Below are 21,846 nucleotides of genomic sequence, written 5' to 3'. Positions count from 1 at the left end.
CCCATTTTTTGAGAGACAGAGAACGAGGACCCAACTCATGGACGCGCACTACGACCAGGTGATGAAGGCACGGGAGGCAGCGGACGCCTCGGCCACGCGGCTGTACTTCGGCTACTCGACGATCCTCGACCGGGCGGCGTTCGAGGAGTGGCGCTCGCAGCACAGCTATGAGTTCTTCCAGTTGCCTGAGGGGAAGCTGGCCGAGGCAGTAGGCGTAGGGCTGGTGTACGACTTTCCCTCTCGCTGGTGGGGCGGGCGAGTGGCGGGACTGGCGGATGTGCCGGGCCAGAGCGTGTTCGGGCGGCTCTTCGAGATCGCCGGCAAGGACTGGCCCATCGTCCAGCACAAGGAGGGCTTCGTGACGGGGATGTGCATCGAGCGCCCCGTGCGCGTCCGGGTGGACGGGAAGGAGCAGGAGGCCACCGCGTTCACGACGTCGCCCCGGCGCGCCTCGAAAGACGGGCCCATCAGCCCGCGCTTCATCGAGGCGCTGGTGCGAGGCGCCGAGAGCGCGGGGCTCCCGGCGGACTATGTAGAGCGGCTACGCCGAGGAGAGTAGACGCTCCGGCGGGGCCTCGGCGGCCGAGGGCTCGGTCGCTGAGATCGCCGGGGAGGCGGGCACGCCCGTGCTGAACCAGAGCACGGACAGCGGCGGGAGCGTGAGCACGGCGGAGGCTTCCTGGCCATCCCAGGGGCGTGCCTCCGTCTGGATCTGCCCCATGTTGCCCAGGCCAGAGCCGCCGTAGGTGGCGGCGTCCGTGTTGAGCACCTCGACGTAGGTGCCCACACGGGGGAAGCCGAGACGGTAGCCCTCGCGAGGGATGGGCGTGAGGTTGGCCACGCACACCACGTGGCGCCCCGGCGTCCGCGAGCGGCGGATGAACGCGAACACGCTGGAGGCCGCCGCGTCCGGCTGCAGCCACTGGAAGCCGATGGGCTCGCTGTCCGCGTCGTAGAGCGCGGGGATGTCCTTGTAGAGGCGGTTGAGATCGCTCATCAGCGTCTGGATGCCCTTGTGGCCGGAATCCTCGAGCAGGTGCCAGTCCAGGCTGCGATCGCTGTTCCACTCGGCATGCTGGCCGAACTCGCCGCCCATGAAGAGCAACTTCTTGCCCGGGTGGGCCCACATCCACGCGAGCAGCGCGCGCAGGTTGGCGCGCTTCTGCCACGGATCGCCCGGCATCTTCCCGTAGAGCGAGCCCTTGCCGTGCACCACCTCGTCGTGGCTCAGCGGGAGCATGAAGTGCTCGCTGAAGGCGTAGAGCAGGCCGAACGTCATGTCGTTGTGGTGGTGCTGCCGGTAGACGGGATCCTTGGAGAAGTAGCGCAGGGTGTCGTGCATCCACCCCATGTTCCACTTGAAGTGGAAGCCCAGGCCGCCCTCGCTCACGGGCTGGCTCACCTTGGGCCATGCGGTGGACTCCTCGGCGATCATCACCACGCCCGGGTGCTTGCGGCGGATGACTTCATTGAGCTCGCGCAGGAAGGCGATGGCCTCCTCGTTCTCGCGGCCGCCCCATCGGTTGGGGACCCACTCGCCCGCGCGGCGGCTGTAGTCGAGGTAGAGCATGGAGGCCACTGCGTCCACGCGCAGGCCGTCCACGTGGTACTCCTCGATCCAGAACAGGGCGTTGGCGATGAGGAAGTTGCGCACCTCGTTGCGGCCGAAGTTGAAGACCAACGTGCCCCAGTCGGGCTGCGTGCCCTGGCGGGGATCGGCGTGCTCGTAGAGCGCCGTGCCGTCGAACTTGCCCAGCGCGTGCGCGTCCTTGGGGAAGTGCCCGGGCACCCAGTCGACGATGACGCCGATGCCCTCCTCGTGCAGGTGGTTCACCAGGAAGCGGAAGTCATCCGGGTGGCCGAACCGGGCGCTGGGCGCGTAGTAGTTGCCCACCTGATAGCCCCACGAGGGCCCATACGGGTGCTCCGCCACGGGCAGGAACTCCACGTGCGTGAAGCCCACGCGCTTGAGGTAGTCGCTCAGGGCGGGGGCCAGCTCGCGGTACGTCATCGGCCGGTCGCCGTCCTCCACGACGCGCCGCCACGAGCCCAGGTGCACTTCGTACACGCTCCACGGCTTCTGCGCGGGGACGCCTTCGCCGCGGGAGGACAGCCACTTCTCGTCCGACCACGTGAAGCGGCGCAGATCGTGCACCACGGACGCGGTGGCGGGCGGAACCTCGGTGCGGAAGGCGAACGGGTCCGCCTTGAGCATGGCCGGGCCGCTACCGTTGGGCCGGATCTCGAACTTGTAGCGCGTGCCCTCGCCGACCTCGGGGATGAACAGCTCCCAGATGCCGGAGGCGCCCATGCGCCGCATGGTGTGCAGCCGCCCATCCCAGCTGTTGAAGTCACCCACCACGGACACGCCGGCCGCCGTGGGGGCCCAGACCGCGAAGGACACACCGGCCACCCCGTGGTGGTGGATCAGGTGGGCGCCCATGCGATCCCAGAGCTTCTCGTGGCGGCCCTCGCCCGCGTAGTACAGGTCCAGCTCGCCGAGGGTGGGCGTGTAGCTGTACGGATCCCTCAGGGTGAAGACCTTGCCACCCGGGTACTCCACTTCGATCAGGTAGTTGAAGACCTGATCGCGCCCGTTGAGCCGCGCCTCGAAGACGCCGCCCTTGCGATGCTCCATGGAGATGCGGCCCCCGAAGTCGGGGATGACATGAATGGCGGCGGCATCCGGCCGGAAGGCGCGGATCACCACGCCATCCCCATCCGGGTGAATACCGAGCACCCGGTGCGGCTCCGGGTGCCGCAGCTCGGTGACAAGCTGGATCTCCGCGTCGATCTGCTGCCGGTCGGCGGGCTTCTTCACTTCGGATCCTCCATGCGCAAGAGGGCCTGGACGGGGATTCGGACCCAATCCGGGCGGTTCGCCAGCTCATAGCGCACTTCGTAGAGGAGCTTCTCCAATTCGAATGCGCGCAACATCACCCAGAACGTCTCTTCATCCGCCGGGAGGAAGGCGGCACCCCGGGTCACCTCCCGGTAGCCCGCGAGGAACGCATCGCGAGAGGGAGCCATGCGCGGCGCGGGCGGATTGCCCTCGAGCAGCACCGTGGCCTCGGCGTAGTCGAACGAGCGCAGCATGCCCGCCACGTCCCGCAGCGGCGAGTACTTCTCCCGGCGCTGGGTGAAGGTGCGGGACGGCTCACCCTCGAAGTCGAAGATGAGCCACTGGTCCTCGGAGCGCAGCACCTGGCCCAGGTGGAGATCACCGTGGATGCGGATCTTCTGCCCGGACGGAGTCACGTGGGCCAGCCGCCGCGCGTGCTCCAGCAGGCGCTCGCGCTGGCGCTCCAGATCCACATGCAGCCGGCCCGCGTCCGCCAGCGTCACGCCCAGCTCGCCCATGATGGAGGCGCTCCAGCGCTGCAGATCCTCCTGGAGCACCGGCTCCGGGGCGAAGACGGGATCACTGGCGTCCGAGGCCAGGGCCTTGTGCAGCTCGCCCAGGCGGCGCCCCATCTCCTTCATCTCCTCCAGGAAGGAGGCGTCCAGCGGCTCGGCCTTGCGGAACCGATCCAGCGTGTACTTCCAGCCATCCACGGCGTTGGGGACGAAGCGGTGCACCAGCCCGAGCGTGGCGCCGGAAGCGCCCTCCAGGAGGAGCGCGCCGAGCAGCGTGGGCATGGCGCGGAAGGAGGTGCGCGTGGCGAGGAAGCGCCCCATCTCGTGCTCTGGGTTCACCCCCACCTCCAGCTTGCGGATGATCTTGAGGATGACCTTCTCCCCGAAGACCACGGAGGTGTTGCTCTGCTCCACCATGAGCCGGCGCACGGTGATGGGCTCGGGCAGCGACAGGCGGCCCTCCTCGGTGGGGAGCCACTCTCCGTGCACGCGGCCGGAGGCGGAGGAGGCCTCTTTCTGCTCGCGGATCAAGCGGAAGAGGGCTCGCAGGCACTCCACGTCCTCGAGCGCATCCTGAACGCCCTCCGAGGAGGGCTTGACGGGCAGCAGGTAGCGCTCGGACTTGCCCAGCTCGTACAGCACCTCGACGATGGCGAGGCTGAACGCGCAGGGGCCAAAGTCCAGGGTGGCGTGATCCACCACGGAGACGGACTTGATGGGCCAGGCCTTGCCGCTGAACCAGCGCTGCTGCTTCAGAAATTCGGGCAGCCGGGCGAGATCCACGGGTGTCATGACTGCGTCCTCCCCGGAAGGGGCTTCTCGAGCCGAAACCACAAGAACATGTAGGGACCCATGGAGAGCTGATACGGCATCGATGAGATTCGAGGGAAGGGGGTTTCGCCCATCAACTCCACGGGGACATAGCCCTCCCACTCGCGCAGATCGATGACCGCCGGCTGCGCGTAGCGCGAGAGGTTGCAGACGATGAGGATCGTCTGGCCCTGCCACTCGCGGGTGAAGGCGAGCACCCGGTGGTTGTCCGGGTTGACGAAGCGCAGCTTTCCTAGCGCGAAGGCCGGGTAGCGTTGGCGCACTTTGATGAGCCGCTTCACCCAGTGCAGCAGAGACGTCTTGATGCGGTCCTGGGCCTCCACGTTGATGCCCTGGTAGCCGTACACGGGATCGGCGATCACCGGGGCGAACAGCCGCGCGTTGTCGGCCCGGCTGAAACCGGCGTTGCGGTCGCCCGTCCACTGCATGGGGGTGCGCACACCGTTGCGATCGCCCAGGTAGATGTTGTCGCCCATGCCGATCTCGTCGCCGTAGTACATGACAGGCGTGCCGGGCAGGGTGAAGAGCAGGCTGTGCATCAGCTCGATGCGGCGGCGCCCGTTGTCCATCAGCGGGGCCAAGCGCCTGCGGATGCCGAGGTTGATCCGCATCCGGGGGTCCATCGCGTACTCCCGGTACATGTAGTCGCGGTCCTCGTCCGTCACCATCTCCAGCGTCAGCTCGTCATGGTTGCGCAGGAAGATGGCCCACTGGCAGTTCTCCGGAATCTCCGGCGTCTGCTGGAGGATCTCCACGATGGGCGCCCGGTCCTCCTTGCGCACGGCCATGAAGAGGCGAGGCATCACGGGGAAGTGGAACCCCATGTGGAACTCGTCGCCGTCGCCGAAGTAGACGCGCACGTCCGCGGGCCACTGGTTGGCCTCGGCCAGGAGCATCTTGTTCGGATACTCGGTGTCGATCGTCTTGCGCAGGCGCTTGAGGAAGGCGTGCGTCTCCGGGAGGTTCTCGCAGTTGGTGCCCTCGCGCTCGAAGAGATAGGGCACCGCGTCGCACCGGAACCCGTCCACCCCCATGTTCAGCCAGAAGCGCATGACGTCCAGCATGGCCTCCTGGACCTCGGGGTTGTCGTAGTTGAGGTCCGGCTGGTGGCTGAAGAACCGGTGCCAGAAGTACTGCTTGGCCACCGGATCCCACGTCCAGTTGGAGCGCTCGGTATCCAGGAAGATGATGCGCGTGCCCTTGTACTTGTCGTCCGTGTCGCTCCAGACGTACCAGTCGCGCTTGGGGCTCTTGGGATCGCGCCGGGACTCCTGGAACCACGGGTGCTGATCGCTGGTGTGGTTCACCACCAGCTCGGTGATGACGCGGATGCCGCGCTGGTGGGCGGCCTCCACCAAGCGCTGGAAGTCCGCCAGCGTGCCGTAGTCCGGGTGGACGGCGTAGTAGTCCGCGATGTCGTAGCCGTCGTCCCGGAGCGGGGAGGGGTAGTGGGGCAGCAGCCAGAGGCAGTCCACGCCCAGATCTTGGAGGTACGGCAGCTTCTCGATCAGGCCGGGGATGTCGCCGTGGCCGTCCGCGTTCGAGTCATGGAACGCGCGGATGTGTACCTCGTAGATGAGGGCCTTCTTGAACCAAAGCGGGTCCTGTTCCATACGCCTCTCGGGTGTCACTCGTAGTAGTCGAACGCCTGCTCGGTGCGACGGAAGCGGTACACGGCCCAGATGGCGGCGGGCTGATCGGGCGTGAGGCGGATCTGGGCATGTGGACCCTGCCAGAGCCTGCGCTCATCTGTCATCAACTCGTGCACCTGGTACGTCTCGTCGGGTGGGATGCCCAGCTCTTTCAGCGGCACGTGGAGCAGGGCCTCCTGGGGGGAGTGCGGATCCAGGCTCACGGCGACGAGCACCTGGCTGGAGCCGTCCGGCGTGCGCTTGCCGTAGAAGAGGACGCGATCGTTGTCCGAGCGGAAGAAGCGCAGGTTGCCGTAGAGCTGGAGCGCGGGGTGCTGCTTGCGCGCCGCGTTGAGCTTGCGGATCCAGTCGCGGATGTGGCCGGGCCGCTCCAGATCCCACGCCACCAGTTGGTACTTCTCCGAGTCCAGGTACTCCTCCTTGCCGGGCAGGGCGCGGCCCTCGCACAGCTCGTAGCCGCAGTAGATGCCGTACGAGGAGGAGAGGGTGGCGGCCAGTGCCACGCGGAGGCGGAAGCCGGCCGGGCCGCTGCGCTGGAGCAGCTCCGGGAGAATGTCCGGCGTGTTGGGCCAGAGGTTGCCCCGGAAGTAGTCGGACACGGGGGGGTGGGTGATCTCGGTGAGGTACTCCTCGATCTCCTGCTTGAAGTTGCGCCACGTGAAGTACGTGTACGACTGGGTGAAGCCGATCTTCGCCAGCGCCTTCATCACCTTGGGACGGGTGAAGGCCTCGGAGAGGAACACCACCTCCGGGTGCTTGTCCTGCACGTGGCGGATGAGCCAGGCCCAGAACTGGAGGGGCTTGGTGTGCGGGTTGTCCACGCGGAAGATCTTCACGCCCTGCTGCACCCAGTGCAGCACCACGGACTCGAGCTCCGGCCAGAGCGTGTCACGGCCCGGGCCCATCCAGTCGAAGTTGACGATGTCCTCGTAGCGCTTGGGCGGGTTCTCGGCCGTCTTGATGGTGCCGTCCGGGCGCCGGAGGAACCACTCGGGGTGCTCCTTGACGTAGGGGTGATCCGGGGAGCACTGGAAGGCGAGATCCAGCGCCACCTCGATGCCGTGCTGCTCCGCGGCCTTGAGGAAGCGTCGGAATTCTTCCGGCGTGCCGAGCTGCGGGTGGATCGCCTTGTGGCCGCCCTCGGCGCCGCCGATGGCCCAGGGGCTGCCCACGTCATCAGGCTCGGCGCGGAGGCTGTTGTTCTTGCCCTTGCGCGCGGTGCGCCCGATGGGGTGGATGGGCGGTAGGTAGATGGTGTCGAACCCGAGCGACTGGATGTAGGGCAGCCAGGCCTCGGCGTCCTTGAAGGTGCCGTGGGTCTTGCCGTCGCGCACGGCCGAGCGCGGGAAGAACTCGTACCAGGCGCTGGTGCGGGCTCGCTCGCGATCGACGAAGATCTCAAGGACGCGATCGTACTGGGTGGCCAGCGAGCGATCCGCGTACTTGCCGGCGATCCGCGCCAGATCGGGTGACAGCGCGGTGACGATGAGCTCGGGCGAGGGGGGCTGCTTCAGCTTGGTGGCAGCCTCGGCCAGGAGCCGGCTCTCTTCCTCGCCGCCGAAGGTGCGGGCTCGCTCGGCGGCACCCTCCAGGAGCCCGGAGCCCTCGAGCAGCTCGCTGCGCACGTCCCGGCCGACATCCACCTTGCGCTTGAGCTCGGAGGCCCAGGTGGCGAAGAGATCGGGCCAGGCCTCCACGGTGTACTGGTAGCGGCCGTTGCGGGCGAGGGGGAAGTCGGCGACCCAGAGATCATTGCCGAGCGCCTTCATGGGCACTTCGGCCCATTGGGTCTCCTGGCCCGAGGGGCCGGACTGGCGCCAGCGGACGATGGCGACCAGGACGTCGTGGCCTTCCTTGAAGAGATCAGCCTCGACCTTGAAGGTGTCGCCGGCGACGCGTTTGACGGCGAAGCGGCCGCCATCCAGCTCGGGGCGGACGCTCTCGATGACCACACTTCCGATTCGTGAGTTCATAAGAACAGCGGGCCCTTATAGAGGGACGAGTGGGAACTTCCGGGGAGGTTGACGCGAGTACGTTGATGCTGGACGGCTTCGTGCCTTGGGCCGTTGGCGAGTGAACGTTCTGGCGGAGCCGGGAGACGGTCCCTGGCCTGTGAGCGGGCACGGTCATCGGTGCTAAAAGGTGGGGCCCTACCCGTGGTTGCGGTATCCGGGAGCCAGTGGTGCCTTCTGATCCCCCCGCTACGCAAGCGAGCGATCCAGCGGCCGACCGGGCCCTCTTGCAGCAGGTGGCCTTGGGCAGCGGTCAGGCAATGCGTGCGGTCTACGAGCGCTGCGCAGGCCGAGCCTGGGCGGTGGCGTCGAGGGTGCTGAACTCGCGAGCCGACGCCGAAGAGGTGCTCCAGGAGACGTTCCTGGAGGTGTGGCGCCGGGCGCGGGAGTTCGATCCGAGCCGGGGCGGCATGGAGACGTGGGTGACGACGATCGCACGGACGCGGGCGATCGATCGGAAGCGGGCGATGGGGACCGTGGCGCGGATCACGGAGGACGCCGTGCACCAGCCCCCTCCGGTGAGTGCCACGCCAGTGGATCCTTCGGAGGCGGCGGTGAGAGGGCAAGATCAGGCCCGGGTGGCCGCCGCGCTGCGAGCGCTGCCGCCGGACCAGCGCAAGGTGGTGGAGCTGGCCTACTTCGAGGGCCTATCCCAACGGGAGATCGCCGAACGCACGGGCGATCCGCTGGGCACGGTGAAGACACGAGCCCGTCTGGCACTGGAGAAGCTCGCGGCGCTGCTCGGAGAACCTCCTGACTGAGAGCGGGCACTAAAAAAGGAGGGCCCTCGGACCGAGGACCCTCCTGAGAACTTCAGGCCGCGCTCCCAGTTACGGGAGCAGCGAGGTGCGGCGCAGGCGATCGCGCAGCATCTTCAGCCGCTCCTGCGGCTCGTAGCTGAACACGAGGCGGATGTAGCGCTCGGCCACCGATGAACCCCAGTTCGTCATCGGCGTCGCCGCCACCTTCGCCTGGGACATCAGGATCGAGGCCGCGTCCGTGGCGCTGTAGCCCAGCGCGTGCGCGTCCAGCAGCATGCTCCAGCCACCATCCGGGATGACGATCGGCAGCCCATCGAGCTGCTCCAGCACCAGGTCTCGCCGCGCCTTCCACTCGGCCAATGCCGCGGGGACACCCGCGTCCTCGGCCCGCAGCGCCACCTCCGCGCCCTTCTGCGCGATGCCCGGCGGAGCAATCACCAGGTAGCTGTGCGTGTAGAACACGTCCGCCATCACCTTCGGCGGGCCGGCGATCCAGCCGATGCGCCAGCCGATCATCCGGTACTCCTTCGACACCGAGCCCACGATCAGCGTCCGCTCCGGCATGCCCGTCAGCGTCGCCGGGTGGCGCAGCGTGTGGCCGTCGTACAGCACGTTCTCCAGCGCGGCGTCGTACAGCAGCCACAGGTTGCGCGTCACGCACAGCTCGCGGATGGCCATCCACTCGGCCTCCGACAGCACGTGCCCCGCAGGCATGTTCGGGTTGGACAGCACCATCGCCCGCGTGCGGCTCGTCACCATCGCGCGCAACATGTCCAGGTCCAGCCGCCAGCGCCGATCCACCACCTTCATCGGCACGAACATCGGCACGCCGCCCGCGAACGTGACGCGGTGAATCATCCCCGCGTACGTCGGATCCGTGAGCAGCACCTCGTCGCCCGGCTCAATCACCGCCAGCAGCGCCGAGATCAACCCCTGTGTACCTCCCGCCGTGATCACGATCTGCCGATCCGGATCGTACGAGAGGTTGCACTGCTTCTTCAGACGCTGGGCCACCGCCTGCCGCAGGCTCGACGCTCCCGTGAAGGGCGTGTAGCTGTTGGCCTCATTGGTTCCTACGGACTCGCGCGTCGCGGCCACGGCTTCCGGCGGTGGCGCCAGATCCGTGCCGAAGTTGTCCAGGCGGAGCACCTCGGGATCCAAGGTGGCGTCAGAAACCACCCGGTCGACGTTGAACCCCACCACGCGCATCATTCGAGACGGACGCATCTCACCTCCGGTGCGGCGAGGACTATAGCCTTGCCAGGTAGGAGCAGTGGATCTGTGATGCGATCCGCCTTGAACTCCTAGCCGTTTGAGTTTGTCTACATCAGCCTTCATACACCAGGGAAGTGACTCCGTGGGTAGGTTCCCCAACGCTCCCGGTGCGATTTTTAGGAGGGGTTTCCCATGAAAGCCGTCTATACACTGAGTCGCAGCGTCATTCCCGGAGGCACACCCTCTAAGGTAGACCTCCTGGTGTCCTTCCGGGCAGAAGCTTCCCAGGGGCCGTCAAGACGAGCGCTCAACCTGAGCCTGGTCATCGACCGATCAGGTTCCATGGCGGGTCCGCCCTTGAAACATGCGCTCCAGGCCTCGCGGAACCTGGTCGAGCGCATGGGCTCAGAGGACTGGATCTCCATCGTCGCGTACGACGACTCGCCGATGACGGTGCTGGCGCCTCAGCAGGTGCGGGATCGCGCGGCCATCGAGAAGGCGCTCTCCAAGGTCGGGCCCGCGGGCTGTACCAACCTGACGGGGGGCTGGCAGCAGGGCGTGAACCACGTGAAGACCCAGCAGTCCCAGGAGCGCATCAACCGGGTGCTCCTGCTGACGGACGGTCAGGCCAACGTGGGCATCACCCGGCCGGACGAGATCCTCTCCAAGGTGAAGGAGGTAACGGGCGCGGGGATCACCACCACGACGCTCGGGTTCGGCAGCAACTTCAATGAGGATCTGCTGATCGGCATGGCCGGAGCAGGCGAGGGCCACTTCTACTTCATCCAGTCTCCGGATGACGCCGAGGGCGTGTTCGGCATCGAGATGGAGGGCCTGTCCTCGGTGGCCGGGCAGAACCTGGTGGTGACGATCCAGCCGGCGCCCAACGTGAAGGTGGCCAGCGTGCTGAACCGCTACCGCTTCGAGGCACGCGGCCAGCAGGTAGAGGTGGGGCTGGGCGAGGTCTACAGCACGGAGGATCGGCAGTTGGCGGTGGAGCTCTCGGTGGAGCCGGGCACGGCGACCGGGAGCATTCCTCTCGCCACATTGACCTACAAGTATCAGGCCGTAGTGGACGGCGCGCTGAAGGAGTTCTCGGGCGAGCTGCCGGTGGCGGTGACGCTGGGCTCGGAGGAGGAGGCCAGCGCCCTCTCGGCGGACAAGAACGTGCTGGCGCAGACGAACCGGCTGCGCATCGCCCAGGTGAAGGACAAGGCGGTGACGCTGGCGGACAGCGGCGATCTGAAGGGGGCTTCGCAGCAGTTGCGGAGCACGATCGCGGAGCTGTCGGCGAGCCTCGACAAGAGCTCCTTCGAGCTGATCGAGGAGGTGGATCAGCTCGAGCACTACGCGAAGCGGCTGGAGTCCAAGAAGTACGACGCGGTGATCCGCAAGGAGATGCGCGACCAGTCGTACCAGGCCGGCACTCGCAGCCGGAACGATCTGGCCCTGCGCGGCACGGCGGGCGGCTCCGCAGACGAACTGGGGGCCGTCTCCAGCGCCGAGGGCGGCGTCATCGTGAAGTGCGAGCGCGAGGGCGGCAAGCTGCGCGTCCGCGCGGTCTCCGAGGGCTACGATCCCAACTTCAACATCCAGTTCCCCCGCAGCGCCCGTGAGGAGGGCGTGACGTACGTGGTGGAGAAGCTGGTGCCGTCGGCGGATGGGGGGTTCTACCGGGCACAGGGCACCCTCAAGCGGCTGGTGACGCCGGGCCAGGAGCGGGCAGCGCGGGCGTCCTCCGGCGGCGCAGCCGCTCCGAGGAAGACGGGCAAGGCATCCAAGGTGACGGGCTCGGCGAACGATCTGCCCACAACGAACAGCGTGGGCGCGGGCGTCCTCGTGCAGTGCGTGAAGGAGGGGAGCAAGCTGCGGGCCCGCGTCGTCTCCGATGGGTACGATCCCAACTTCAACATGCGCTTCCCGCGAGACATCCGCGAGGAGGGCATCCTCTATGTGGTGGACGAGGTGATCGAGGCCTCGGGCGGCGGCTCGTACATCGCCTGCGGAGACATCAAGCGGCTGGTGCAGTAGCCGCTACGTCTGAAGGCGGGACTGGAGCCACTTCTTCACGCCCCAGGTGACCAGTCCCCCCAGCAGCGGCAGGCCCAGGACACTGCCCGCGAACAGGAGCCAGTGCGCTGGCTCCGAGGGCCGGGCCAGTGCTCCCATCTGCCAGGCCACCAGACCGGCGCCGCCGAGTATCAGGGATCCGGCGCCCATGATCGCGATCCGCCGGGGCCAGTTCACCACCGACTGTGCCTCGATCTCGCCGCCGTCTGCGAGGATGGCCGCGGTGGCCGTAGGCGCGGGCAGATCCGGCAAGTCCGCCACCTTGGACAGGTACATCTTCCAGCGTGGCGCCTCCTGGACCAGATGGGAGAGCAGGGCCATCCAGCCCGAGGGACCTCGGACGAGCTTCTGCTCCGCGCGCAGGATCTCCGCGAAGATGAGCGAGCTTGCGTTGAGGCATTGCGCCATCTGCCGCAGCCGGGTCGACAGCGCATCCGCCGCCTCGGGAGTGGCCTCGCGGCCGATGAACACCCCCAGGTTGCCGTTCAGCGCGATCTGGCACTCCACGCGCCCCTGGCCCTGGCCCGCACGAATGCCTCCATCCAGGAAGGGCTGCACACCATAGATCATCGCGGCGATGGCCCTGCGCACCGTGGAGAACACCTTCGACCCTTGCTGGAACACGTAGCGGACCATGTTCCACACGAAGGTCTTCGTGAACTCCAGCCCCTTCACCACGACGTCGGCCAGGGAGGAGAGCTTCGAGATCTGCTGCCGCAGCCACTGCCCCCCGCGCTTCACCCCATCCCAGATGAAGAACACAGGACGGCAGGGAATGGTCCGCTCCCACGCTTGGCGGAACGCATCCAGGTGGGTGGCCATGAAGCGCGACACCTGTTCGTGCTCGTCCGCCGATGGCGCCACCGGGGCGTGGTGATCCTCCAAAAGCGCCTGGAGCAGCAGGGCGTCAACCCGCTTCGAGCGCTGCTCGATCGTCTCTCCAGGCGGCAGCCCGCGCTGGCTCCAGTAGACCCGAAGCCCATCGGCCAGGCCCTTCTGTCCGGGAACCACCTGGGTCGTACCGCGCAGATCGCCGACCTCGTACCCGTGCAGCCACAGCTCGTTGCGCACCATCCGCCGCAGCATCCGAGCCGTTGCGCCGTCCTCCGGCTCATCCAGGCTCAACGGCCCAGGACCGGGCTGCACCTTCAGGGCCTGCTTCGCGATCGAGAAGAGGAGCTCGTCATCGAACAGGAGTCCCACCACCTGTCGATCCGGAACAGTGGGCCCCGCGTCCAGCCCCAGTTCCAGCGCCGCCTTCCGGAACGCCGCCAGCGGCTCCACCAGCGCCCTCTTATCGGTGGAGGCCGTGGCCTCGAAGCCCAACATCTTCAAGCGGAGGCCCGTGGCTCGGACCAGGGCAGGGAGGGGCGCCGCTCCCTCCGGGTACCAGAGCCCGAGCTGCAGCGGCGGCTCCAGGGTGATGAACTCATCCAGCGCCGACCACGTCTGCTTTCCGACCCAACCGTCCACGTCCAGCCCCGCCTCTTGCTGGAACTGGAGCACGGCCTGACGCAGGGTGCTGCTGTCGCCCTCGGGACCCGGGGCGTAGCCCAGCAGCTCGAGCCGGGCCCTCACCGCCTTCTTCCGCAGGTTGTGCTCCCGGTTGCCCGGGCGCACCTCGTCTCCCCAGCGCGTGTCACCCGCGGGGAGCGGGGCCAGCTCGAGCTCGCGCTCGGCCTGCGTCAGCCGATCCAACAACCCCTGGAGCCGTTGGTACGGATCGGGCAACACCCCGTCCGGACGCTCGGGCTCGTGGAGGTGGAGCGGCTGTGTGCCTCGGCGACGGCTCTCCTGGGAGAACTCGTCGAGGACGGCATCCCAGAGGGGCCCCATCACGGCGCAGAGCCCCTTACTTCACCGCGTTCTTCAGGCCGTCCATGAAGAACTGGACCAGCGACTGCCGGGCCATTCGGCTGTTGTTCACCGACTGCTCGTGCAACCGCAGCATCTCCTCGATCCGATCCAGCTTCTCCGAGGTCTGAAAGTTCACCGTGTCCCCGTCGAACTGGACCTTGGTGGCCGCCACCAGCTTCAGCGTGCCGCTGTTCGCCTTGGACTTGGTGAAGAGCTGATCCCAGTCGATCCCGCCGCCATCCCCCGTCAGCACCGAGTTCACATCTCCCGAGTAGGTGTACACCTGGAGCGAGCTGAGGTCCGCCGTCGCGTTGGCCAGGCCCTGAAGCGCTTCCTTGAACGTCGCCATGGTGCCTCCTTGGAAACGAGCTGAGACGGCGAGTATGGCACCCGGCTCCGACACGCTCCAACTCGCCTGCCTGCTTGCCCACTGGAAAGCTCTGGTGTGAGCAAACCTGCGAGACGTCGGAGCAACACTCTGCGGCCGAGGCGATTGAGCGCGGGCCGGGCCGGGCCTACGCTGTCGCTCCATGATCTCCGTTGTGTTCCTCTCGCTGCTGTTGGGCGCGGCGCCGAATGATGGCTCGGGCGCCGCTTCTGCTCAGTCCCTCGAGGCCCCTCCGGTGGCCGACGAGTCTCCCACCGCCTGGTCCTGCACCGCGGACACGCTGCGGTCCGGCAAGGAGTGCGTCTTCGAAGCCGAGCTGACGCCCGCCGAGCCCAACAAGGATCAGGCTGCCAGCAACATCCGCACGATCCAGGACATGGCCCGGACGCTGTGCGCCGAGTCCTCGAAGTCCTCGTCGACCGAGGGCAAGCCGGATCGCAACCTCGCCACCACGTGCGAGAAGAAGTACGCCGCCGCCGCGGAGCGGTGCGGCCTGGAGGGCACCTCGCCCATCGTTGACGCGAAGGGGCGCTTTGCTCCGGCCGCGCGGGCCTGCTACCGCGCCATCTCAGGGGTGCTGCAGGAGACCCAGATGGCGGCCTCCGTGGGCAAGACCGCGGTTCCCGCTCCCAAGTCTCCGCCGAGCCGTGGCTCGGCCTCCCTGTAGTCCACGGGAAAGAGGTTTCCATGTACCGAGATACCTTCATGCCTTCGAAGAAGCCGGCCTCCCGTCAGGCCTGGACTCTGCTCTGCGCACTCGCCCTGTCGGGGTGCGCGTCCTCCCGGACCCAGGTGGAGGATGTCCGCGAGCAGCCGTCCGAAGTGGCCCCGCGCACCTCCGAGCTCCCTCCGGATCCCCTCAACGCGCAGAGGTTCGCCGCGCAGTACCCGAACCCCAACGAGTGCGAGCGCCAAGCCCGGCGCTACCTGCCCCTCTCGCGCGATGACGCGTGGACGGCGCTCAAGGCCTGTGTGGATGGCACGCCGTTCACCTCGCTCCAGGCGCTGATGAGCGGCACGTGGAGCCAGGAGCTGCGCTCCCGTCCGGGTGCCGCGGCGCTGATCGCCAAGGTGGTGGCCCAGCGGGGCGGCAGCGTGGAGGGCGATCTCCGCCTGCTGAACGAGCAGCGGCTGCCCATCTTCTCCCTGGCCGCGGCCATGGCTCAGCCGGACACGTACAAGGGGCGCTTCATCCTCGTCCGGGCCCAGGTGGGGGATGTTCGCATCGCGGAGGAGAAGCCCACGGTGTGGCTCGTCGAGCAGGGGCTCGGCTCTGTCGGCACCGAGCAGCAGGTGGGCATCGCTTCCCGGCGGGACGCCCGGTCGACGACCGCCGGCAACCTGACCGGAGAGACGACGCTGGTGGGTGGCAACGTCAACGGCTCGCTGTCCAAGGACAAGACGACCCGGGACAGCAAGACGGTGCTCCGCTACGACAACATCTCCAGCGACACGGGCCGCGAGGCGCTCGGGCGGCTGCCGAAGGCCGATCCGTTCCTGTCGCCGGGCCGGGACTTCGTCATCCTCGCGCGGTTCGATGGGATGCGGACCACCTCCGGCGCCCTGGACGAGGACGATGAGGGGCCGCGCGTCCCCGTGCTGAGCATCGTCAGCTACTACATCCCGCATCCGCTCGTCGTGTACTGAGCCGCGCGAGCCCCCCGTCAGGGGAAGCGCGCGATGAACCCCGAGAGCAGGGCGCCCCCCTCACGCAGCGCTTCGCGTGGGGGCTTGGGCTCGCTCGGGGGTAACTTCGAGAGCAGCTCCACCAGCGCTGGCCGCATCTCTTCGAAGGCGGCAATGGCCTCGGTGGCGCTGCCGAAGAAGCGGGTGTGGACCATCCACCCGGAGACGCCACAGGTGATCGCGTGGAAGGAGCGGCTCTCGTCCTGCTCCAGCGTGAGCCGCAGCTGCTCGGCGTACGCCTCGTCCCAGGTGATCGTCCCGCCTTGGGAGCCCTGCATGCCCAGGGTGCTCCCGCCCTCGTAGGGCTGCCATGCCGCGTCTTCGCTCATGAGAACGCCTCAATAGCCGATCTGCGGTTGCCTGGGGCGCCCCGCCTTGTCTGGAACGAACACGGAGCGCTCGGCGTCGCCCGTCACGGTGGCCGCCACGACGACGCGGCCTTCGCCCACGGTCACGCGCTGGGTGCTCGGCTTCGCGGAGGTCTCGTGCCAGGTGTGCAGCACGTACTCGCCTGGGGGAAGCCAGCGCAGCTCGAACCGGCCCGCCGCGTCCGCCTGCGCGTACCAGGGCGAGTCCACCACGTAAATGAAGGCGGACATGGACGCGTGGATGTTGCACAGCAGCCGCACCGGGCCGGGCTCGGAGAACACCTGGCTGCGCGCCACACCTTCTCCATAGAGGCCCAGATCGAACGCGCTGGGCCGGCTGAGCGAGAACACGTTGTGGAACATCTTGTCCTCGTTCACGAAGGCGACCTCGGTGCCTGTGGGGATCACGAGCACGTGCGGCAGGAAGCGCTTGCCCCGCTGGACCACGACTTGACGCGCCGCAGGCTTCGCTTTCGGCGTGGTTCCCTGCGCGCGCGTCAGCCACACCACCGCGCCTCCCGCTCCGGAGGGGCCTCCCCGCACCGTGCCTTCGAGTACCCCCGAGGGCATCGCCCGGGACTTCCGCACGTCCACCTGCGAGGCATCCAGCGCGGGTGTTGGGAGGCCGGGCTCCACGGGAGACATCGGAAGCAGGCGATACCCTGAAGGAGGAGGAGGCATGGGCAACTCCAGCTCGGATGGCTCTTCCGCCCAGGAGGGCAGGGCGAGCAGGAGCGCGATGGGGAGCGCCAGCGCGGCGCGAAGGTGCGAGAGCATGAGCAACGTCACTCCAGGTCAGGGGCTCACTCAGAAGACGTAAATGGCCGAGGCCGTGAACACGTCGTTGTCCACCCGGGGCGCGCCCGCGTTCTCCCGGTTGAAGAGGTACTCGGCCTTGATCGAGAGCACGCTCCAGAAATCCAGCCGCGTGCCCACGGTGTAGCGCGACGTCAGGATGCCCCCGAAGCCCTGGAACTCGGCGGCGCGCCGGTCATAGCGGCCGTACACGGTGGTGGTGCGCAGTGCCTCGGCCTGCACTGGCACCGCGAGCGCCAGCGTCCCGTAGAAGCCATCCACCGCGAAGCCCGAGGCATAGAAGAAGTCCCCCACGCCCGTGTGCTTCCCAGGTGCCGAGCCCGCCTCGTCACGTCCGCGCACGTACTCGGCGGCCAGGCTGAACCACCCAGCCGTGAGGCGCGCGTCGGCTCCGAGCTGTGTCTGGTGCACATGCGCATCGTTCTGATCGTTGCGTGCGCCCGTCTGTCCGCTCAGGCCCAGCTTCATCTGCAGCCGCAACAACTGAAGCTCGTAGCCGAGCCGCGCGCTCACGAAGGGCAATCCCGTCAGGCTCAGGTCCGCCGTCTGGAGGCTCTCCACGCGGCTGCTGCCGTTGGTGACGGCCACGTTCAGCGACACCGCCGAGGACAGGGAAGGCAACTGCCGCCGGTAGAAGGACTTCACCCCGAGTTGGTGCCCCGTGGTGTAGCGGGCCATCAGGGACGGCGTGATGCCCGTGCGGAGCGGGGACTCGTTCTCCAGGTACTCGATGCCAACGACGGAGTCGAAGCGCCCCACGGAGATCGTGAGCTCATGCCCCGAGAACGGGGTGACGCGGCCAAACGCCTGCTGGAGCAACAGCCGCGTGCCGCCGCTGCCTTTCTCGAAGCGCGGCAGGAACTGCGCCCGAGCGAAGACGAGCACTGGCGCCGACGCGGGCTCATAGAAGAGGTCCAGGCTGGCCGTGTTGAGCAGGAAGGATGCGTGCCCCCCGATGTCCACCGTGCGTGGCAGGAAGCCGTTGACGAAGCGTCCCCCGGCATCCAGCGAGGCCACCTCGCCGCGCGAGTTCACTGCCGGAGCGAAAGCATCCGCTCCGTAGTCCGCGGGCACGCGCGTGTCGTCCGGGTGAAAGGAGCTGCCACGCCCCTGGGCCTTGGCGAAACCCACGTCCACGTAGCCGGACACCCGGAACGGTGAAGAGGACTCGGCCTCTGGTGTGTACCCGCTGGGAGCGGAGCTGGAGGTGACCTCGGGCTCAGGCTCCGCGGCCGTGCGAGCCGCGCCCAAGAGCAGCAGCGCGAGCGCTGGGGCGAACACCCTGCGCGCGCTCATCGACCGACCTTCTTTCCGTCATAGAAGAGGACAGGGGAGGTGAAGAGAATGTCCTGGGGCAGGAGGCTCGATGGCGCGAGGTTCGCCTCCACCGCCGCCTGCGAGTCCAGCCAGCGGCACGCCGCCGGGAACTTCTCGGGATCCTGGAAGCAGTCCGGCTCGAGCGCGACCCGGAGCACGTAGTCCTTCGCATCCGCTCGGGCCTCAATGTCTGGGTGAACGTCCACCACGGTGACGCCGCCCTGAGTGCGCAACGTGTCCTTGAGGAGCTCCATCGTGCTTGGGACAAAGGGGCCCGCGGAGGAGGGCAGCAGTGCAAGGTGAGGGCGGCTGAGCGCTCCGAACTGCGGTACGCCGGTCGCGGACACCCGTGCCCCTCGGCCCGCCCCCCGAGGCCCCGTGCCGATCACCGCCGGCAGCCCCAGCGGCGTGGGTTGCCCCTCGGAGCCCGCGCGAGCAAAGACGTACAGCACGGACTCGTCGATGATGCCCGCGCGGCTGGCCTCGGTGCTCCAGGTGAAGGTGCTCGGGCCGAAGTTCAGGTACGGCACCTGCCGCCCGTGCAGCCACGTCTCTCCCTGCCTCGCGCTGCCCACCGCGTCTCCCGTGAGCGGGCGAATCGGCCCCGTGAGGCCCTCGGAGAGCGCAGGCATGACGTCCGCGGGTGCCAGCGGCGCGAGCAGCCCACCACCTCGGTGCATGGGCAGCCCGGCGGACAGGATCGCCGTGGCGCTCGTGTAGCGATCCAGCGGCGTGTCCTCGGGGACGACCACGTAGAGGAGCTCCCAGAAGGGGCTGTAGAAGAGACTCGTCTCCTCGATGTCCACCACCGGCAACGAGTCCTTCAACCGGTACTGCATGGGGTTGGAGGGCTCGTACGCGGTGACGAGCACGTACCAGGGCTGAACCCACACCTCCGGGACGCGCTCCCAGACCTCCGCCACGGCGAACGCCGCGGGACGGCCCTCGCTGAAGGCGGGCAGCACGTTCAGCCCGTCCTGCTCCGCCGACTGGAGCAACGGCGTTGGAGAGAACGGCGGCGACCACTGGGGGATCGGCTGGCTCCGGGGCGTAACCCACTCGCTGGCGGAGTACCCGGCGATGGAGCCCTGGAAGAGCGCCGCCTCCCGAATCTGGCCAAGCGTCCAGACATGAGGCGCCGGCGCGGAGCCCTGCCCCGAGGAGCCACAGGCCATGGCCAGCCAGGGCATGCCGACGATGATCGCCAGGCGCAGCAGCACGATGGGGGCGGACGGCATGGGGGCCTCGCGTGGGGAGCGACGGAGGTGAGCGGGGAAGCGCCCGGCGTCAGCCCGTGAAGGCGTGGCCAAGCGAGGTGGGCGACTCCGAGACGGCAGCCAGAGCGGAGCGGTAGGCGGCCTCGGCGCGCAGCTCCTCGCCAAAGAGGCGCAGCATGGCGCGCTCCAAGCTCAGGGTGTCCTCGGGCTGGATCGCAGGCAGGGCCCGGGCGAACTCCTCGGCCGACTGGAAGCGATCCGTTGGGTGGGGCTGCAGGGCCCGCTCGAGGATCGCCACCGAGGGCGTGGGCAGCCGGGAGATGCGCTCCCAGTGCGGCTCGCTGGGGCCCTCGGCAGCCTGCAGGATCCGCTCGAAGTCGCTCTGCGCGTCGTAGAGATGCTCTCCGGTGAGGCACCAGAAGAGCGTCAGGCCCAGTGAGAAGAGATCCGCGCGCGCATCCACCTCGTGTCCTCGCGCCTGCTCCGGGGCCATGAAGTTCACGTTGCCCTTCACCAACCCCGCCCGTGTCTGCGTGGAGCGGTGCGCGCTCTTGGCGATGCCAAAGTCCAGCAGCTTCACCTCTCCGCGAGCTGAGGCCAGGACGTTCATCGGCGACACGTCGCGGTGGACGATCCCCAGCGGCTGGCCCTGCGCATCCTGCTTCGTGTGCGCGTACCCGAGCGCCTTGAGGACCTCCTGCGCCACGAAGAAGACGGTGGCGGGCTCCAGGGGGCCACCCTCGAGCTCGAAGGAGCGGCGCAACACCGTGTCGAGATCCCGGCCCAGGATGTACTCCGAGGCCATGTAATACTCGCCGTCCACCTGGCCGAAGTCATAGACGGGGACCACATTCGAGTGGATGAGGCTGGCGCCCAGCCGGGCCTCGTCCATGAACTGCGTCACCGAGTCCGGCTTGCGCGTGAGCGGCTCATGCAGCCGCTTGATGACAAACAGGCGCTCGAAGCCGCCATCGCTCCGGGCGAGCGCCAGGTACACCCGCGCCATGCCGCCCTCGCCCAGCGGGCGCAGCAGCTCGTAGCGGCCAAAGGGCACTGGCGCCGCGAGCGACGGCTCGATGCGCGGCAGGGGAGAGGGAAGGGTGGCGCTCGGAATGTCCTGATCCCGGATGGCCGGCAGCGAGCGAGACAGGCGCTGAATCTGGGCCTCCGCCGCGGCGAGCCGCTCCGTCGCCTCGGCCAGCAGCTCCGCCGTGGCCGTGTCCCGCTGAGAGCGCAGCCCGAGCCAGAGCGCGATGCCCGAGATCAGCAGGGCCGTGAACCCCACGGGCAACATCAGCGCCCGCGCCGCGCCGCGCGCCTGAGCGGCCTCGGCCCGGCTGTCCACCCGGGCCCAGAGAAACAGGCCCGGCCCCACCTCGGCCCGAGCCACGGACCACTCACCCTTCGCTCCCGTGAGGGGGGCCTCCTGCAAGTCGGGGGAAGGCAATTGCTGCGAGCTCGCGCCCCACGCCTGCGCCAGGGACACGCCCCGGGCATCGGCGAGAACGAGCGCCGCATGGACCTCCTGTGCCAGAGCCCCCAGCTCCACACTGCTCAAGGGCCGTGCGAGCACCAGCAGGGCCCGCCCAGCCACCGCCGAGGGAGGCACCTCCACCTCCGCCGCTGCGGCCAGGTACGGCACGTCTCCCACCAGGAGCAGGCTCGAAGCCAGCGAGCGGCCCTCCGCCGCAGCCAGCAGCGGCGAGAGCTCCATCGGCCGGGAGACCCCATCCGGAGTGAAGTCGAAGCGCTCGCGTCCTTTGAGGAGCACGTGGAGGGAGAACTCGTCCCGGAACGCCTTCCACCAGCTCTCCGTGCCAAAGGCATCCTGGAGGGTGGCGGAGTCCACGTGCTCGGCGACCAGCGCGCGCACGGGATTCAAGGAAGCACCCGCCGCGGCCCGGGCCTCCACGCCCCGCAGCCGGCGGGTGAGCGACTCGCGGGCCCCGGTGAGCGCCACGCCCACCATCTGCGCTGAGCGCGTCTGGGCCACCTTCTGTCCACGTTCCTCCAGTTTGAGCGTGGCGAAGCCCGCCCCCACGAGTGTGCAGGCGGTAACGAGGACCCCGAGAATGCGTCGGTGCACAGGGCGCATGGTTTCGGTCCGAACGCTGTGCATGCTGGCAGGCACGGCAAGTCCTACATGCCTCGCCCTTTCGGGCAGTCCTTCCACCATCCAACGCGCCCCTGCCCCGGATGATCAGTGGTTGAAAGTCGGAGGGGCCCTGATACGGCCGCAGGGCAGGTCGTGGCCGATTGCTTCTGGGTCCGCCGTGGATACCTCTCCTGCCGATTGCGA

Annotated in this window: 17 protein-coding genes; 5 read left to right on the top strand and 12 right to left on the bottom strand. The window is 68.2% G+C overall.

The genetic code is table 11. The features are described from left to right. Window positions 1-37: 37 nt before the first annotated feature. Window positions 38-559 (top strand): gamma-glutamylcyclotransferase family protein, encoded by a 522-nt coding sequence (locus DB31_RS08520; RefSeq protein WP_044185053.1) that lies wholly within the window; start codon window positions 38-40, stop codon window positions 557-559. Here the strand turns inward: DB31_RS08520 and glgB are convergent. Genes glgB through DB31_RS08500 form a run of 4 tightly spaced genes read right to left on the bottom strand, consistent with a single transcriptional unit; the run spans window position 542 to window position 7,813 of the window. Further along, a complete protein-coding gene (gene glgB, locus DB31_RS08515; RefSeq protein ID WP_083968076.1) occupies window positions 542-2,821 on the bottom strand; it encodes a 1,4-alpha-glucan branching protein GlgB in 2,280 nt (759 codons plus the stop codon). The genes DB31_RS08520 and glgB overlap by 18 nt on opposite strands. Further along, window positions 2,818-4,149, bottom strand: coding sequence for a phosphotransferase (locus DB31_RS08510; protein ID WP_044185050.1), 1,332 nt, complete (start codon window positions 4,147-4,149; stop codon window positions 2,818-2,820). The genes glgB and DB31_RS08510 overlap by 4 nt, the downstream gene beginning before the upstream one ends. After that, window positions 4,146-5,801, bottom strand: a complete 1,656-nt coding sequence (gene treS, locus DB31_RS08505; protein WP_044185048.1) for a maltose alpha-D-glucosyltransferase — start codon at window positions 5,799-5,801, stop codon at window positions 4,146-4,148. Before treS ends, DB31_RS08510 begins: the two co-directional genes overlap by 4 nt. Window positions 5,802-5,815: 14 nt before the next feature. Further along, window positions 5,816-7,813 (bottom strand): alpha-1,4-glucan--maltose-1-phosphate maltosyltransferase, encoded by a 1,998-nt coding sequence (locus DB31_RS08500; RefSeq protein WP_044185046.1) that lies wholly within the window; start codon window positions 7,811-7,813, stop codon window positions 5,816-5,818. 209 nt (window positions 7,814-8,022) lie between these two features. Here DB31_RS08500 and DB31_RS08495 point away from each other — a divergent pair, with 209 nt between their 5' ends. Continuing rightward, on the top strand, window positions 8,023-8,613 hold the full coding sequence (locus DB31_RS08495) for a sigma-70 family RNA polymerase sigma factor (protein WP_240486592.1): 591 nt from the start codon (window positions 8,023-8,025) through the stop codon (window positions 8,611-8,613). A 69-nt stretch (window positions 8,614-8,682) separates the two neighbouring features. Here DB31_RS08495 and DB31_RS08490 read toward each other — a convergent pair whose 3' ends face one another. Continuing rightward, window positions 8,683-9,840: a pyridoxal phosphate-dependent aminotransferase gene (locus DB31_RS08490; protein ID WP_044185039.1), complete on the bottom strand. Its 1,158-nt coding sequence runs from the start codon at window positions 9,838-9,840 to the stop codon at window positions 8,683-8,685. A 180-nt stretch (window positions 9,841-10,020) separates the two neighbouring features. Between DB31_RS08490 and DB31_RS08485 the strand changes: the two genes are divergently transcribed. After that, the gene (locus DB31_RS08485) at window positions 10,021-11,859 is read left to right on the top strand and encodes a VWA domain-containing protein (protein WP_044185036.1); all 1,839 of its coding nucleotides are present in this window, start codon (window positions 10,021-10,023) and stop codon (window positions 11,857-11,859) included. A 3-nt stretch (window positions 11,860-11,862) separates the two neighbouring features. On the opposite strand, the gene DB31_RS51200 is transcribed toward DB31_RS08485, so the two are convergent. Together DB31_RS51200 and DB31_RS08475 are read right to left on the bottom strand one after the other, a co-directional pair. After that, on the bottom strand, window positions 11,863-13,734 hold the full coding sequence (locus DB31_RS51200; RefSeq protein ID WP_044185033.1) for a peptidoglycan-binding protein: 1,872 nt from the start codon (window positions 13,732-13,734) through the stop codon (window positions 11,863-11,865). A gap of 16 nt (window positions 13,735-13,750) precedes the next feature. Further along, window positions 13,751-14,104, bottom strand: a complete 354-nt coding sequence (locus DB31_RS08475) for a hypothetical protein (protein ID WP_044185029.1) — start codon at window positions 14,102-14,104, stop codon at window positions 13,751-13,753. Between the two features lie 181 nt (window positions 14,105-14,285). On the opposite strand from DB31_RS08475, the gene DB31_RS08470 reads away from it, so the two are divergent. Further along, complete coding sequence (locus tag DB31_RS08470) at window positions 14,286-14,810, top strand: hypothetical protein (RefSeq protein WP_044185026.1); 525 nt, start codon at window positions 14,286-14,288, stop codon at window positions 14,808-14,810. Window positions 14,811-14,830: 20 nt separating this feature from the next. Further along, entirely contained in the window at window positions 14,831-15,790 is a 960-nt protein-coding gene (locus DB31_RS08465) for a hypothetical protein (RefSeq protein WP_240486591.1), read from the top strand. A 17-nt stretch (window positions 15,791-15,807) separates the two neighbouring features. Here the strand turns inward: DB31_RS08465 and DB31_RS08460 are convergent, their stop codons facing one another. The 5 genes from DB31_RS08460 to DB31_RS44620 are packed head-to-tail and all read right to left on the bottom strand — an operon-like array spanning window position 15,808 to window position 21,642. Next, window positions 15,808-16,158: a hypothetical protein gene (locus DB31_RS08460; RefSeq protein ID WP_044185023.1), complete on the bottom strand. Its 351-nt coding sequence runs from the start codon at window positions 16,156-16,158 to the stop codon at window positions 15,808-15,810. Between the two features lie 9 nt (window positions 16,159-16,167). Beyond that, window positions 16,168-16,974, bottom strand: coding sequence for a cupredoxin domain-containing protein (locus DB31_RS44625; RefSeq protein ID WP_052419812.1), 807 nt, complete (start codon window positions 16,972-16,974; stop codon window positions 16,168-16,170). Between the two features lie 30 nt (window positions 16,975-17,004). Next, on the bottom strand, window positions 17,005-18,309 hold the full coding sequence (locus tag DB31_RS08450) for a porin family protein (protein WP_044185020.1): 1,305 nt from the start codon (window positions 18,307-18,309) through the stop codon (window positions 17,005-17,007). Then, the gene (locus DB31_RS08445; RefSeq protein ID WP_044185017.1) at window positions 18,306-19,568 is read right to left on the bottom strand and encodes a hypothetical protein; all 1,263 of its coding nucleotides are present in this window, start codon (window positions 19,566-19,568) and stop codon (window positions 18,306-18,308) included. Before DB31_RS08445 ends, DB31_RS08450 begins: the two co-directional genes overlap by 4 nt. Before the next feature lie 49 nt (window positions 19,569-19,617). Continuing rightward, window positions 19,618-21,642 carry a serine/threonine-protein kinase gene (locus tag DB31_RS44620; protein ID WP_157231879.1) on the bottom strand — a complete coding sequence of 675 codons (2,025 nt, stop codon included), beginning with the start codon at window positions 21,640-21,642 and terminating at the stop codon, window positions 19,618-19,620. Window positions 21,643-21,846: the final 204 nt, after the last annotated feature.

The organism is Hyalangium minutum (genome assembly GCF_000737315.1).
Classification (GTDB): domain Bacteria; phylum Myxococcota; class Myxococcia; order Myxococcales; family Myxococcaceae; genus Hyalangium; species Hyalangium minutum.
The sequence above is the reverse complement of the archived record's forward strand: the minus strand, read 5'-3'. Positions and strand labels throughout refer to the sequence as shown.